A 14,948-nucleotide genomic window follows, 5' to 3' on the forward strand; every position below is an offset into this window, starting at 1 on the left:
ATCACAGCAAGATGAAGTGCTTATGGAAACTGCTGTTAATTTATTAAATTTTGACCGTCAAGACATGACGACTTTTTTTACTGAACAATTAGGAGAAAAGCCGTTTCGTGCAACACAACTATTGCAATGGATACATCAGCAAGGTGTTACAAATTTTGACGAGATGACAAATTTTAGTAAGGCATTACGTCAACGACTAACTGATATAGCACATATCACCTTACCAACCGTCATTACTGCGCAAAAATCTACCGATGGCACTCGAAAATGGTTGCTTCAACTGGCAGATGGTAACTGCATTGAGTCTGTTTTCATCCCTGAAGATGACCGTGGAACACTGTGTATATCCTCACAAGTAGGTTGTGCATTAGATTGCCGTTTTTGTGCAACAGCACAACAAGGTTTTAACCGCAATTTAACCGTAGGCGAAATTATTGCGCAATTATGGCTAGCCGAACATGCTTTGCGTAAAGAAGGCTGTCAGATTGACACCAACTACGATCGCGTTATCAGTAATGTTGTCATGATGGGAATGGGCGAACCTTTAGCCAATTTTACTAATGTTGTTAAAGCAATGCAGCTAATGATGGATGATTTTAGCTATGGATTATCATGGCGACGCATCACCCTCAGTACGGCAGGTGTTGTGCCTGCATTATTGCGATTAAAAGCCGAATGCCCCGTTAATTTAGCGGTTTCCCTACACGCGACAAACGACGAATTACGTGACACACTCGTTCCTATCAATAAAAAATATCCTATTGCCGAATTATTAGAAGCCTGTCGGCTATATGTAGAAGAGGACAGCCGTCGTCGAGTCACCTTTGAATACGTGATGCTAAAAGGAATTAATGATACACCTGCACATGCACGTGCTTTAGTTAAATTACTCAGCCATGTTCCTTCAAAAGTTAATCTCATTCCCTTTAATCCTTTTCCACAAACCCATTTTGAACGGTCAGACCCTGCCACAATTAATGCTTTCCGTGATATTTTGATTCAAGCGGGGATGATTACATTGACAAGAAAGACACGAGGAGATGATATTGATGCGGCATGTGGACAACTCGCTGGAAAAGTACAAGACCGCAGTCGTCGTCAACTAAAACGTGTTCCAATTATACCGATTAAACAGGAGCATTGCGGATGAGGCTCTATCCGTTTAAGGTATTACTGATAACATTCATGCTGTTACTCAACGCCTGTAGTAATCAAGTAACAACGACAGAAAATGCCATCGGCGAAAAATACAAAAGTAACGAAAAAGCCGAAATTTACCTGCAACTGGGTGTGCAATACATGCAACGCGGACAACGCGGGGACTATGACATTGCCCTAGACCGACTTAAAAAAGCATTGAGTATTGACCCAGACTATCCTGATGCGCACAATGCCATTGCCGTTTTATACGAGCGGATTGGGCAAACAGAATACGCGAAGATACACTACGAAAAAGCCGTTGCCCTAAATCCACAAGATTCAGATGCACAAAATAACTATGGGCAATTTCTCTGCAAGCAAGATAGATGGGCAGAGGCAGATGCTGCTTTTATGAAAGCCCTAGAAAACCCCGTTTATAGAACACCTGAAATCCCTTATATTAATGCCGCATTATGTGCCTCGCGCAGCCGTAACTACGATAAAGCAGAAACTTATTTACGTAAGACCATAGAAATAAATAAGAAATTTCCACTTGCTCTGTATCACCTAGCCAGCCTGTATTATGAGACAAAACAGTACACAAATGCCCGCGAGTATTTAAAACGCTATCTCGCAATTGCTAAACATACGCCACAAACCCTATGGTTAGGGATACAAATAGAACGTGCATTACAAGACAAAAATGCAGAAGCAAGCTATGCCATGCAACTTCGTTCACAATTCCCCGATTCAGAACAAACACAGCTACTTAACCAATCAGAAAGACAATGAACAGACGGGTTTATCCTTTATCTCCACAAGCCGTTAAATTAGAAACCAATGAAACTAATTTAGACAGCCCACTATCAGCAACTCATTCACTACCGCTATCACAAGAGGTTGATATGAATCCGACTAACCAAGCCTCTCGTCTTTACAGTATCAATAAAGACGACCAAGACGATTTTACTGATGATGTGCCAGCAGTGTTGACGACCAGTGGAGAAACGCAAGCTGATTCTCAACCCACTATTGTCGAAACAATGGATGATGTCCAACCATTGACAACAGAAACAAATAAAACAGATACACCATCTGCGGTTATGGACATACCTGACTTTAGCCAAATGAAACCTGGGGCGCAATTACGTTATATGCGCGAACAGAACAATTTAAGTGTAGAAAGCGTTGCAGACCGTCTCTATTTAAATTACAGCGTGATTCAAGCCATAGAAGCAGACGATTACACACGCTTACCTTCACGGGTTTTTGTGCGTGGATATATACGCAGCTATGCTAAACTCCTTGAAATCCCTGCTGAACCACTCTTAGAGTCCTTTGGACAAGCAGAACCCTCTTTATCAAATACACCACCGCTTAGACCCCAAGTTAAACAACGCAAACAAATGACCAGTCGTGACTCGTGGGTCATTGTCGGCACCGTAATTATTATTTGTATCCTAATGATACTAATGGCATTATGGCGCATATATCCAGAAATTTCCTTACCCTCTTCTGGCTCGCCAAGTAACGAGGCTGACACCAACAATGAAAATGCGTCATTACCCGCAAATGTTATTGACGCAAACGGCACGGCAATTCCCATTCCCGTACCCCTCAGTGGCAATACAGCAACAGATACCGTTAGTGGTGAATACAATCCGCCTTCAGAAACAGGTGGTGACACAGAAAATACAACAGCTACCGCAACGGATGGTAAAACTACATCAATTCCTATTCCATTAGCGATTACGCCCCCAACGTCTGCGATTGCACCCGCAACACCTATTATTATTCAACCTAACGCGCCTACAGAAACAAGCACGTCCACATTGAATCCAAATGTCATGAAATTAAAATTTGCCCAAGGCACATGGATTGAAGTTCGTGACAGTAGCAACAAAATATTGTTTGGTGGGACAGCTGCATCAGGTTCAGAAAAAGAATTAACAGGGACACCCCCATTCAAATTTAAAGTGGGTAACACACACGGAATCACTATTGAATACAATGGTGAAACTATCAATAGCACCAGCACACCTGTTAAAGTACAACGTCGCTTCAGTCTAGGGACGGCCCCAACAACGACACCTGCGCCTACTAACAACAGCAACAGTCATACGACATCCACACTCAGTCGTGAACAAGCAACAACTCGTCCGTCTTTTGAATAATTCTGGTTTAGCAACATGCACAGCGAAGTAAAAATTAACCGTCGGATTTCTCGTCAAATACGTGTTGGCAACGTCCTTATTGGTGGTAATGCACCCATTTCTGTACAAAGTATGACCAATACAGAAACCTGTGATGTTAATGCAACTATCGCCCAAATACAGCGGCTAGAAAAAGTTGGGGCTGATATTGTACGTGTTTCCGTGCCTAGCATGGATGCAGCCGAAGCCTTTGGTAAAATCAAAAAAGCAGTGGCTGTTCCATTGGTTGCGGATATTCATTTTGACTACAAAATCGCTTTGCGTGTTGCCGAGTTAGGAGTGGATTGCCTACGGATTAATCCGGGTAATATTGGTAAAGAAGACCGCATTCGCGCCGTGGTAGAAAGCGCGCGCGATAAAGGCATCCCTATTCGTATTGGTGTTAATGCGGGTTCTTTAGAAAAAGACTTACAGAAAAAATACCCAGAACCCTGTGCAGAAGCAATTGTTGAATCCGCATTGCGTCATGCCGAAATCCTAGCCGCATTAAATTTTCACGACTTCAAAATCAGCGTTAAAGCTTCTGAAGTCTTCATGGCAGTTGATGCTTACCGCCTACTAGCCAAACAAATCGACCAACCGCTACACCTCGGTGTCACCGAAGCGGGCGGTTTGCGTTCAGGTACTGTCAAGTCATCAATTGCGCTAGGTATGTTACTTGCCGAAGGCATTGGCGATACAATACGCATTTCCCTCGCGGCTGACCCTGTGGAAGAAATCAAAGTTGGGTTTGATATTCTCAAAAGCCTACACTTGCGCAGTAAAGGCATTAACCTGATTGCGTGTCCCTCCTGTTCACGCCAAAATTTTGATGTGATTAAGACCGTAAACGAGCTAGAAAACCGCTTAGAAGATATTTTATCCCCCCTAGATGTTGCCATTATTGGCTGTGTCGTTAATGGACCGGGCGAATCAAAAGCGGTACATGTTGGATTAGCGGGCGGTATGCCCAACCATCTACTTTATATTGATGGTAATCCGACACATAAACTAAAAAATGATAATTTAGTTGATGAATTAGAAAGGATTATCCGCGAACGATTGGCAAAAGAGACTACACCAGCCTCCTCCTCGCGCATCGTTCCAATCAAAAGTGTTGCCTAATTTTACCAAACGCAAATAATCTCAAACGAATGCACATAGATTTTTAGACTATGTGCATTTGTATTTTAATCAACGGCGAATAATGAAACACTTATTAGCCATCGCGTTATTCTCCACTTATTTCATAACGTATTTTGTAGGAGTTGTCCTTGTCTAAGTCGATTCAATCTGTACGTGGGATGAACGACATCCTCCCCACCCAAACACCCTACTGGCAAGCCGTAGAAAAAACGATTCGCCGTGTGTTTGAAAGCTATGGTTATCAAGAAATTCGTACCCCTATTTTAGAAAAAACTGAATTATTCAGTCGCTCAATCGGTGAAGTAACAGATATTGTTGAAAAAGAAATGTTCACCTTTATTGACCGTGCAGAAGAAGGGGACAGCGATGTTGAAAGCCTAAGCTTACGTCCAGAAAATACTGCCTCCTGCGTGCGAGCAGGCATAGAACATAGCCTATTTTATGGACAAACCCCACGTTTATGGTACAACGGCGCAATGTTTCGCCATGAAAAACCACAAAAAGGGCGTTATCGACAATTCCATCAACTGGGTGCAGAAGCCTACGGCATTGCCAGCGCGGACATAGATGCAGAATTAATTATCATGTCAGCCCGTTGTTTCAAGGCATTAGGGTTGACAGATTTAACCTTACAACTCAACTCATTAGGCTCAGCCGAAGCCCGCAGTGCTTATCGAGAACGTTTAATTAACTATTTTTCTGCTCACCAAGCACAACTCGATGAAGACAGCCAGCGGCGACTACATACCAATCCATTACGCATTTTAGACAGCAAAAATACTGAAATGCAGCCCCTGATTCAAAATGCGCCAAAATTAATCGACCATTTAGATACCGATTCAACCACCCATTTTGAACAACTAAAACAACGGCTTGACCTTGCAAATATCAAATACCAAATTAATCCACGCTTAGTGCGCGGGCTAGACTACTATAATCGTACTGTATTTGAATGGGTTACAACGGCATTGGGTTCACAAGGGACAGTCTGTGCGGGTGGGCGTTACGACAGCTTAGTAGAACAAATCGGTGGACGTGCAACCCCAGCCATTGGCTTTGCGATGGGGTTAGAACGCCTATTAATGTTAGTGGAAAAAAACGGCTTTATCCCTGACAATGCCAACCCAGATGTTTATTTAGTCATGATGGGACAAGCGGCGATGGAAAACGGGATTCGTTTTGCGGAACAGTTGCGTGACCACCTACCCCAATTACATTTATTAGCGCATTGTGGTGGGGGCAATTTTAAAAAACAATTTGAACGCGCTGATAAAAGCGGCGCAAAAATCGCGCTAGTGTTGGGGGATGATGAAGTGGCACAACAACAAGTCACCGTCAAATACCTGCGTGATGAACGCCCACAAGCGACGTTTGCACAAGCAGAATTGGCTGACCATCTGCGTACTTTGCTATAAAATAGCCAAATTATCTAATCCATTGACCATATTAAATACAACCGACCTTCTTTGCTGACACTATTAGTCACTGAGATAATAGAAAATAAAGGGAATCATAGTGGAATATCAATCTGAACAAGAACAAATTGAAGCGATTAAACAATGGTTTAGAGAAAATGGTAGCTCTATTTTAATTGGTGTTGCCATTGGTTTTGGGCTACTATTCGGTTGGCGTGCTTGGGAAAGTTATGTTGCACAAACCGCCGAAATGTCTTCCATGACTTACGAACAACTGGTTGAAGCGGTAGAAAAAAAGCAATTAGACAGTAGTCGTGAAACGTTAGAGCGGTTACAAAAAGAACATGGTGATAGCCTTTATGCCATCTTAGGGGCTTTTCAAATTGCGGCTGAAGAAGTAGAAGCAAACAACCTGACTGCTGCGCATGAACGGTTACAATGGATTTTAACGCAACCGACTTTACCCGCCTTTATTCATATTGCCCGCCTGCGTAAAGCACAATTGTTTGTTGCAGAAAATAAGTTAGATGACGCTAGAAAGCTCATTGATGGTATAGCTGTTGGTCAATTTGGCGCAGCTTATGCTGAATTACGCGGTGATATTGCCAGTTTAGCAGGCCAACTGGATGCTGCAAAAACGGCATATACTAATGCTTTAGAAAATCAAGATTTATCCCCAACGATTAAACAATATATTCAAATCAAGTTAGACAACTTAGGCTTATCAGGTGAGCAAGTTATCTCAGCACCGTTCCCTACCTTACCAGAACCCAAATTACCTGATGCCTTACAATCCGATTTAGGTAATCCAAATACAGCAACGAAAACCAGCTTAGAAATAAAACCTGCCACTGCAACACCTAATACATCTACGGAGGCAGTCTTAACGATTCCTGCCTCAAATACAGCGGTAGAAGTAACCCCTATTACCAAAGAAGAGGTGAAATTACCCCCCATGATTCAAGGACAACCCAACGTAGAATCAGCCACTGGTAATGCTGTAACAAATACTGCACAAAAACGCCTGACGACTCCCATTACCAACGGTAATATTTATTCCTCTACTTTTGGCGATAATGCAGACGATGACACAAACAGTTCTGCAACCCCTGAATCCGCCACACCAACGCCAACGACGCAGGAATAATTGCTATGAAAAGGACACGCTTAACCCTATTATGCGCGTTACTTGTCTCGCTTAATGCCTGCTCTATTTTTGGTGATAAAGATAATGCAGAAACCCCCGCCAAGTTAGAAGACTTTACCCCCGCGACAACCGTTTCCGAAATCTGGTCAGCCAATGTGGGCAGTGGTGCCGACGAGCGTTATTTAAAACTCCAACCTGCTGTTTATAATAATCAAGTATTTGCTGCATCGCCTAAAGGTTATGTCAGCGCGTTTGACTTAAAAACAGGGCAAAACCACTGGGAAAAACGCTTAGATGTTGTTATTTCTGGCGGTGTAGGAACAAATCTGGACAGCGTATTTGTCGCCAGTAATAAAGGCGATGTTATTGCGTTAGCGATGGCAGATGGTACGGAAAAGTGGCGTGTACAACTTAACAGCGAAGTATTATCCACACCACAAGCAGATGACAGCCATGTAATTGTACGCACAATAGACGGCAAAGTTTACAACTTAAATACGCAAAACGGTGCAACCTTATGGGTACAAGAACGCACAGTGCCAACCTTAAGTTTGCGGGGGAACAGCAACCCTATTTTATTAGCACAGGCTGTGTTAGTGGGATTTGATAATGGACATTTTGCCGCGTTAGATGTCAACACAGGCAAACCATTGTGGGAATCTGCGGTTGCTATGCCACAAGGACGTTCTGAACTAGAACGGATGGTTGATATAGATGCCGACCCTAAACTTATCAATGACACCATCTATGTAGTGAGCTATCAAGGACGTAGTGCTGCTATTAATTTGTACAATGGACAACTTGTTTGGCAACGTGAAGTCCCTTCTTATGCAGGCATTGGCGTGGATGATAAAGCTGTTTATGTCAGTGACCAACGGAGTCATGTCTGGGCATTAGACCGTCATACAGGTGCTTCTTTATGGAAACAAGAAAAACTCCAAGCCCGAGCCTTAACCGCACCCGTTAGTATGGGTGAATACGTTATTGTTGGTGATTTAGAAGGTTATCTACACTATTTACGCCGTGATGATGGACAATTTGTTGCACGTTATAAAACAGGTAGCGCGCGAATTCTTACATCACCCATCGTTATCGACAAACAGTTAATCGTTTATACCAGTGGTGGTGAATTACTGCTACTAGAAAACAAATGATTAAGTTGAAGATTACAACACAGATAACATCACTTTAAACGATGCTATCTGTGTTTTTATATCCTTCTTAATTCTCAGTGAAGGGTTTAAAACCAGCACGTATAGTTAAAATCCCCTACAGCCTCCTATCGTCGAGCAGGACTAGAATGATAAGCAAAGGGTTATATACATAACTATTTATTTAAACCCCTCTTCATAACAGATGACACGCATGTCTTTTTTCACTGTCTTTACCTCACCACCTACCCGTCGCCATCTGCTTGCCTTTCAAACACTACTTTTTTTACTCTTAAGCACTAGCTGGTTACTCAGCTTTATACACTGGGAACAACCCTATCAATGGTTAATGATAACCTGCCTAAGCAGTGTCATTGCCTTGCACCTCTTGCTCGGATATTGGATTAGACAAGAGCATGGCAACACACATATTCTCAAACTTATCCAACAAGATACCCTAGATACCTTATTCGAAAGTGAAAATCGTTTTCAGGCAATTTTTGAAAACGCGCCGATTGGCGTTACGTTAGTTGACAACAAAACGCACCATTTTCTACAAGCAAACAATGCAATTTGTCAAATGCTGGGCTATTCCAGAGAAGAACTACTAAGCAAAACTATTTTTGATATTACCCATCCCGAAGATATAGAACTCAATCGACAACTCTTTGAAACCATATCCCCGCCACACCCTATCATTATTGGCGAAAAACGATATTTACATAAAACAGGACATACCATTTGGGCAGCTATCAGCTCCTCTTTACCCCCCAATAGCAGCTATAGAATCACCCATATTCAAGATATTACCGAACGCAAACAAGCCGAAGTTGCCCTACGTGAAAGTGAAAACCGCTTTCGTAAAGCCTTTGAAAACGCCCCCATCGGCATGACACTAACGGGGCTAGACCGTCTAATTCAACAAGCTAACAACAGCTTTTGTATGATGCTTGGTTATCCCGCTAACCGTGTTATTGGCAAAAACGAAGCCGATTTTACACATGCCGAAGACAACAACGGTGGACAACAATGGGTTATGCAAGTCTTAGAATATAGCATCAGTCCACACCCACTAGAAAAACGCTATGTACATCGGGATGGGCATATTGTCTGGGCAGCAATTAGCTCCACGTTACAACGCGATATTAATGGCAAACCCGTTTATTTAATTACCCAAGTTGTCAATATTACCGAACAGAAAAAAGCCGAAGCAGAGATTAAACGACTAAATATAGAGCTAGAACAAAGGGTTGCTAGAAGAACGGCAGAACTTTCCCTTATCAGTCAAATACTTTCCCTATTCATTCGCAGCAATGAATCACCGCTGGTTTTTGAAACCATGCTCCAACGCATTTTAGAACTCACAGAAAGCGAATTTGGTTTTATTGCAGATGTCGTCTATGACACGATTGGACAACCCTATTTAAAATGCCATGCCATAGGCTACCTGATTAAACAAAATGAACTATCAGCCCATTTTCAACCGCTTGCTTTAGCCGGGCATCAAATCCGCAAGTTAGACAATCCATTAGGATTAGTCATCCAACAAGGCGAACGGATGATTATCAACGAATACGCGACAGAAGCTGATGAATTTCCACGTCATTACCCCCCCGTTCACAACTTTTTAGGCTTACCCCTCTATCGCGGTGAACATCTCATCGGCATGTTAGGGCTACACAATCGCATAACAAACTACAGCGAAGAACTCGCCGACAGCTTAGAACCGATTATCAGCACCTTTAGCCAATTAATAGAAGCCTTTCACAACGAACAAAAACGTCAACGAGCCGAAGAAGCCCTAAGAAAAAATCAACAATTTTTACAAACCTTAATAGACAGCCTACCCGTCGCCGTTTTTGTTCGCGATATTCGTGATTGTGGTTTTGAATTTGTTGCGTGGAATAAAGCCTGTGAACAATTTTTTGGATTTAACGCAGAAACCGTGCTAGGCAAAATGGCACACGATTGTATGCCCATCACACTCGCCAACAAATTAACACAAAGCGATGAAATTGTACTAGATTATGGTCAAGCCCTAGAAATTGCTGAAACCCAAATAGACAGCCCCAATTTAGGACATCGAATTTTACAACCTGTCAAAGTTCCTATTTTTGATGAACAGCATAACCCCTTATATATACTCTGTATTGCAGAAGATATTACCATTCGTAAACACGCCGAAGAAAGCATTGCACAAAAAACCGCCATTTTAGAAGCGACCTTAGAAAACATGGGACAAGGTATTTTAATGGTGGATAAGCAATGGCGACTAGTTGCTTATAATCAACGTGTTATTGAACTGCTCAAATTTCCCGCCGAATTTTTAAAACATCGCCCAAATTTTGCCGAGATTGTGCGTAACTGGAACGAACACCACGGCATAAAAGAACACCTCTTACAAGATACCGAACTCAACACTCAACAAATGGACAGTTTTACGATAGAAATGCCCATTATTGGCGACAGAGTGATAGAAATGGGACATTTTCCTATTGTGGATGGCGGATTTGTACGCACCTTTACCGACATCACTGAACACAAACAAATTGAAGAATCCCTGCGACAAGCTAAAAACCAAGCAGAAGCGGCAAATCGAGCAAAAAGTGCCTTTTTAGCCAATATGAGCCATGAATTACGCACCCCCATGAATGCCATTCTCGGCTTCTCACAACTCATGCAACGTGACCCCCACATCACCCCAAACCTACAAGAAAATTTAGAAATTATTAATCGCAGTGGAGAACACCTACTTGCTTTAATCAATGATGTACTAGCCATGTCAAAGATTGAAGCAGGACGAATGATGTTAAACGAACAAAACTTCGATTTATACCACCTGCTAGATGGACTACACGACCTATTCCATTTACAAGCCATTAATAAAGATTTAAACGTTATATTTCAAATAGCTGACAACATACCGCATTATATTCGTACCGATGAAAATAAACTCCGTCAAGTGCTAATCAACCTACTCGGAAATGCAATTAAATTTACCAATCAAGGGGATATTACCCTAACCGTTTCTCATGTCAACGCACCCGCAACCAACAACAAAGCCCGTTTACACTTTCAAGTGAAAGACACAGGACCGGGTATTGCCAAACACGAAATTACACACCTATTTAAGGCGTTTGGACAAACCAGCACAGGACAACAAGCACAAGAGGGAACGGGTTTAGGTCTGCGTATCAGCCAAGAATTTGTCCGTTTGATGGAAGGGGAAATCACCGTAGAAAGCTGGCTTGGACAAGGCACAATATTTTCCTTTGAAATCAATGTAACCCTAATTGATGCCAGCGATGTTCCCTTTAAGGAAACCACACGCCGTATTATAGGGCTTGCACCCGAACAACCCGTTTACCGTCTGCTAGTGGTAGAAGACCGCTGGGAAAATCGTGAACTTATCTGTCGTTTACTTGAACCACTGGGTTTTGCCGTACAAAAAGCGGCTAATGGACAAGAAGCCGTGGCTATTTGGGCAAAATGGCAACCGCATTTAATTTGGATGGATATTCGTATGCCTGTGATGGATGGTGTTGCAGCAACGCGCAGTATTAAAGCCCGTAAAACCGCCCAACAAACCATTATCATCGCCTTAACCGCAGGGGCATTTGAAGAAGAACGTGCTGCAATGTTAGAAGCAGGTTGTGATGATTTTGTCACCAAACCCTTTAGGGAAGAAATTATTTTTGAAAAATTAGCCCAATACTTGGGAGTAAAATATCGCTACGCTGAACAAGGTGTTACGCCTTCTCGGGATAATCAAGCAACAACTGCGCAACTAGGAACGCTATACGATTTACCCGTGATGATGCAAGCCGCCTTACAAGATGCACTGTATAGCGTGGATTTAGACCAATTAGATACATTACTGACCACGCTCAATGACACCCATCCGCAACTGTCAACTGTCTTAAGAGAATGCATTGATAATTTTGAATATGAAAGAGTTTTAGCCGTATTAAAAACACCACTCCCCGATTCCCTACCCCGCTAGGATTTATATCATGTCATTACCTACATTTGTTAAGTTAGTAGAGGTTGGAGCGCGTGATGGGTTACAAAATGAATCCCAATTTGTACCAACTGCGCAAAAAATTGAATTTATCAACCGTCTCAGCGCGACTGGGTTATCTGTTATTGAAGTAACCAGCTTTGTTTCCCCCAAATGGGTACCACAAATGCGTGATAATACCGCTGTTTTAACAGGAATAACGCATCAACAAGGCATCAGCTATCCTGTTTTAACCCCAAATTTACAAGGATTTGACATGGCTGTTGCGGCGGGTGCAACCGATGTCGCCATTTTTGCGGCAGCTTCTGAAAGTTTTTCACAAAAAAATATTAACTGCTCAATTCAAGAAAGCCTCGCGCGTTTTAACCCCCTTTGTCAACGCGCCCAACAAGAAAATATTCGGGTGCGCGGTTATGTCTCTTGCGTGTTAGGCTGTCCTTATGAAGGAACCATATCCCCTCAAGCCGTTGCAGAAGTCGCTACGCGCTTATATGACATGGGTTGTTATGAAATCTCATTAGGCGACACCATAGGCACAGGCACGCCCACAAAAGCCTGTCAAATGCTAGAAGCCGTTGCGACACAGATACCCTTATCACAACTGGCTGCCCATTTTCATGATACTTATGGACAAGCCCTTGCCAATTTATACGCCGCATTAACCATGGGAATCAGCGTTATAGACAGCTCAGTTGCAGGATTAGGTGGCTGTCCGTATGCAAAAGGAGCATCGGGCAATGTTGCAACAGAAGATGTTTTATACATGCTCAATGGCTTAGGGATTGAAACAGGCGTAAATTTAACCGCCTTGTGTCAAGCAGGACAATTTATTAGCCATTATTTGCAACGCCCCTCACGCGCTAAAGTCGCAACCGCTTTGTGTATAACCGATTATCCAAATCAAAACGCTTAACATCAACCCTATTTCTGCACTATTAAATAAAATAATAGCTAACTAAATCATAGCAGTACAATACAACTAATGATAATGCTATCATCTTTAACGTAAAACGAATATTCCAACGAGTTATTAAATAACTACTCAGATGAAAACGCCCTTGCATCATCAAGTGCATTGCAGAAAAAGGCGTACCAGAAACCCCTAACCCCCAGCCCATCAAAAAAGTCATACCCAACAAATTAGGGTCATGCGGAATAGGTAAAAATAAACTGCTTAACGTAGTGATGCTAATTAATGGATGCACACCAATCAGGGCAATCAATAAAATAACGAACAACAATAACGTTGCTTCTAACAGTCCAAAATGACTCAACGGTAATTGAATCATCGTTATTTGCAAAACACTACTAATGCCTGCTGCCATCACCCCCGCCGCCAGAAATAACAATAATTCGCCTGACATTGTTGGTAAATTATGGGTAATGTGCATAAAAATCTGATGAAAAGTGGCGGGTAATCCCTGTTGTAAACTTAAAACAATAACAACTAATACAATGGGTAACAACGTAATCAACGTTAAAACAGGTAATTGCGGAAAAAGAAAATGCACCAACACAACACAAACCGCTAGTAATGACGGTACCCACAAAGAGGCAAAGTGCATAGGATAACCAACAAAATGCTGGCTTTCTGCTTCACTCACTAGCTCATGTCCTGTCAACCACAATCCACACAACGCTAAGGGCAATCCCATTGCCATCAGTAATAAAAAATTAATATGCGGAATATAAAGATAAATAACCGCCATCGCTGCAAAAAAAGGCGACCATAAAACCGCCATTGCAAAAGCGCGTGATAAAATAATAGCTTGTTGACGGCTTAAACCAGTTTGATGGGCTGCCAAACGGTCGCCCATAATAACCAATACAGACATATTAATAAAAAAACCAAAGAGATGCACACCATACAAAGTCCGTAACAACGCCGCTTTTCCTGTAGGCAAGGTTTCATGTTTATGTAAGCGTGGTTGTGTTACCAAGCGCAAAAAACCGACCGCAGCCAACATTGCCAATACCGCTTGATTAATAGAAACCGCAGCCACTAAAACTGCTGTCTTGCCTTGTGATAAGCTAAAGAACATACAAATAAAGCCTATCGTTAAAATAATCCAAACTTGATATTTTTGCTGACGAGAGACCCGTTTAAATAATAAAATCCCTGCCAACCATGCACAAATCCCCGCACCTAATGGGCTTACGAAGCCTGTTAAACCGTGAATAGTTGATAAACAAATCATAGAAAAAAGTAAAATACCCGCAATGCTTAACACCGCAGAATGTTTTTTATGCGTCATATAGTCATATCGTCAAACAAAATAAGATTTAACCGCTTAAAATTCCCGCTTATTATTGGGAAATGAAAAGGGCGATTGCAAAATAAGCGAGTGCTAAAAAAATAAAAGTGAATCATTTTCCTGATTACGCGATTGTCCGCATCAGAATTAACAGAATTTATAGCATTATCAATGCAACCCTTTTTATACGGGCTAATACTGACAATCCTAATTTAGACAAATATTAGACGGCTTGCAAAAATTTAAGCGAAAAATAATGTTATCCATAACTACTTTTGCAAGCGGTTTATGGTGTTTATCCTGTTCTATTTAACACTATCAAGAAATATTTCACCGAATGACAGAGTAAATCCGATACCAATTCGTTTAAATTTGCCCTTATAGACAATATGAACATAAAAACGTAGCAATACACAACTTGCACCTGCACAACGGTTGTCAGTGATGACAAAGCAGTTTAAAGTGACTTACCACTATATTC

At 42.0% G+C, this 14,948-nt stretch carries 10 protein-coding genes; 9 read left to right on the top strand and 1 reads right to left on the bottom strand.

Annotated features, from left to right (window positions below):
• The first annotated feature begins 22 nt into the window (after positions 1–22).
• The 9 genes from rlmN to AL038_RS08180 all read left to right on the top strand — a co-directional run bounded on the left by rlmN (position 23) and on the right by AL038_RS08180 (position 13,125).
• Positions 23–1,150 (top strand): dual-specificity RNA methyltransferase RlmN, encoded by a 1,128-nt coding sequence (gene rlmN / locus AL038_RS08140; protein WP_062151573.1) that lies wholly within the window; start codon positions 23–25, stop codon positions 1,148–1,150.
• Entirely contained in the window at positions 1,147–1,932 is a 786-nt protein-coding gene (gene pilW / locus AL038_RS08145; RefSeq protein WP_066246110.1) for a type IV pilus biogenesis/stability protein PilW, read from the top strand. Before rlmN ends, pilW begins: the two co-directional genes overlap by 4 nt.
• Positions 1,929–3,314: a RodZ domain-containing protein gene (locus tag AL038_RS08150; protein ID WP_062151579.1), complete on the top strand. Its 1,386-nt coding sequence runs from the start codon at positions 1,929–1,931 to the stop codon at positions 3,312–3,314. The genes pilW and AL038_RS08150 overlap by 4 nt, the downstream gene beginning before the upstream one ends.
• A gap of 15 nt (positions 3,315–3,329) precedes the next feature.
• Positions 3,330–4,457, top strand: a complete 1,128-nt coding sequence (ispG, locus tag AL038_RS08155) for a flavodoxin-dependent (E)-4-hydroxy-3-methylbut-2-enyl-diphosphate synthase (protein ID WP_062151582.1) — start codon at positions 3,330–3,332, stop codon at positions 4,455–4,457.
• A 149-nt stretch (positions 4,458–4,606) separates the two neighbouring features.
• Entirely contained in the window at positions 4,607–5,893 is a 1,287-nt protein-coding gene (gene hisS, locus AL038_RS08160) for a histidine--tRNA ligase (protein WP_062151583.1), read from the top strand.
• Positions 5,894–5,993: 100 nt separating this feature from the next.
• Positions 5,994–7,040: a tetratricopeptide repeat protein gene (locus AL038_RS08165; protein ID WP_062151586.1), complete on the top strand. Its 1,047-nt coding sequence runs from the start codon at positions 5,994–5,996 to the stop codon at positions 7,038–7,040.
• 5 nt (positions 7,041–7,045) lie between these two features.
• Positions 7,046–8,194 carry an outer membrane protein assembly factor BamB gene (bamB, locus tag AL038_RS08170; RefSeq protein WP_062151589.1) on the top strand — a complete coding sequence of 383 codons (1,149 nt, stop codon included), beginning with the start codon at positions 7,046–7,048 and terminating at the stop codon, positions 8,192–8,194.
• Positions 8,195–8,405: 211 nt separating this feature from the next.
• The gene (locus AL038_RS08175; RefSeq protein ID WP_062151592.1) at positions 8,406–12,194 is read left to right on the top strand and encodes a PAS domain S-box protein; all 3,789 of its coding nucleotides are present in this window, start codon (positions 8,406–8,408) and stop codon (positions 12,192–12,194) included.
• 10 nt (positions 12,195–12,204) lie between these two features.
• On the top strand, positions 12,205–13,125 hold the full coding sequence (locus AL038_RS08180; protein WP_062151595.1) for a hydroxymethylglutaryl-CoA lyase: 921 nt from the start codon (positions 12,205–12,207) through the stop codon (positions 13,123–13,125).
• Positions 13,126–13,147: 22 nt separating this feature from the next.
• Here the strand turns inward: AL038_RS08180 and AL038_RS08185 are convergent, their stop codons facing one another.
• Positions 13,148–14,467, bottom strand: a complete 1,320-nt coding sequence (locus tag AL038_RS08185; RefSeq protein WP_062151598.1) for a hypothetical protein — start codon at positions 14,465–14,467, stop codon at positions 13,148–13,150.
• Positions 14,468–14,948: the final 481 nt, after the last annotated feature.

The organism is Beggiatoa leptomitoformis, from assembly GCF_001305575.3.
In the GTDB taxonomy this organism is placed as follows: Bacteria; Pseudomonadota; Gammaproteobacteria; order Beggiatoales; family Beggiatoaceae; genus Beggiatoa; species Beggiatoa leptomitoformis.

Excerpts from the sequence above, each read along its gene's own strand:
- AL038_RS08150 (WP_062151579.1), top strand. The coding sequence starts at position 1,929 with ATGAACAGACGGGTTTATCCTTTATCTCCACAAGCCGTTAAATTAGAA.
- rlmN (WP_062151573.1), top strand. The coding sequence starts at position 23 with ATGGAAACTGCTGTTAATTTATTAAATTTTGACCGTCAAGACATGACG.
- AL038_RS08175 (WP_062151592.1), top strand. The coding sequence starts at position 8,406 with ATGTCTTTTTTCACTGTCTTTACCTCACCACCTACCCGTCGCCATCTG.
- ispG (WP_062151582.1), top strand. The coding sequence starts at position 3,330 with ATGCACAGCGAAGTAAAAATTAACCGTCGGATTTCTCGTCAAATACGT.
- AL038_RS08180 (WP_062151595.1), top strand. The coding sequence starts at position 12,205 with ATGTCATTACCTACATTTGTTAAGTTAGTAGAGGTTGGAGCGCGTGAT.
- pilW (WP_066246110.1), top strand. The coding sequence starts at position 1,147 with ATGAGGCTCTATCCGTTTAAGGTATTACTGATAACATTCATGCTGTTA.
- bamB (WP_062151589.1), top strand. The coding sequence starts at position 7,046 with ATGAAAAGGACACGCTTAACCCTATTATGCGCGTTACTTGTCTCGCTT.
- AL038_RS08185 (WP_062151598.1), bottom strand. The coding sequence starts at position 14,467 with ATGACGCATAAAAAACATTCTGCGGTGTTAAGCATTGCGGGTATTTTA.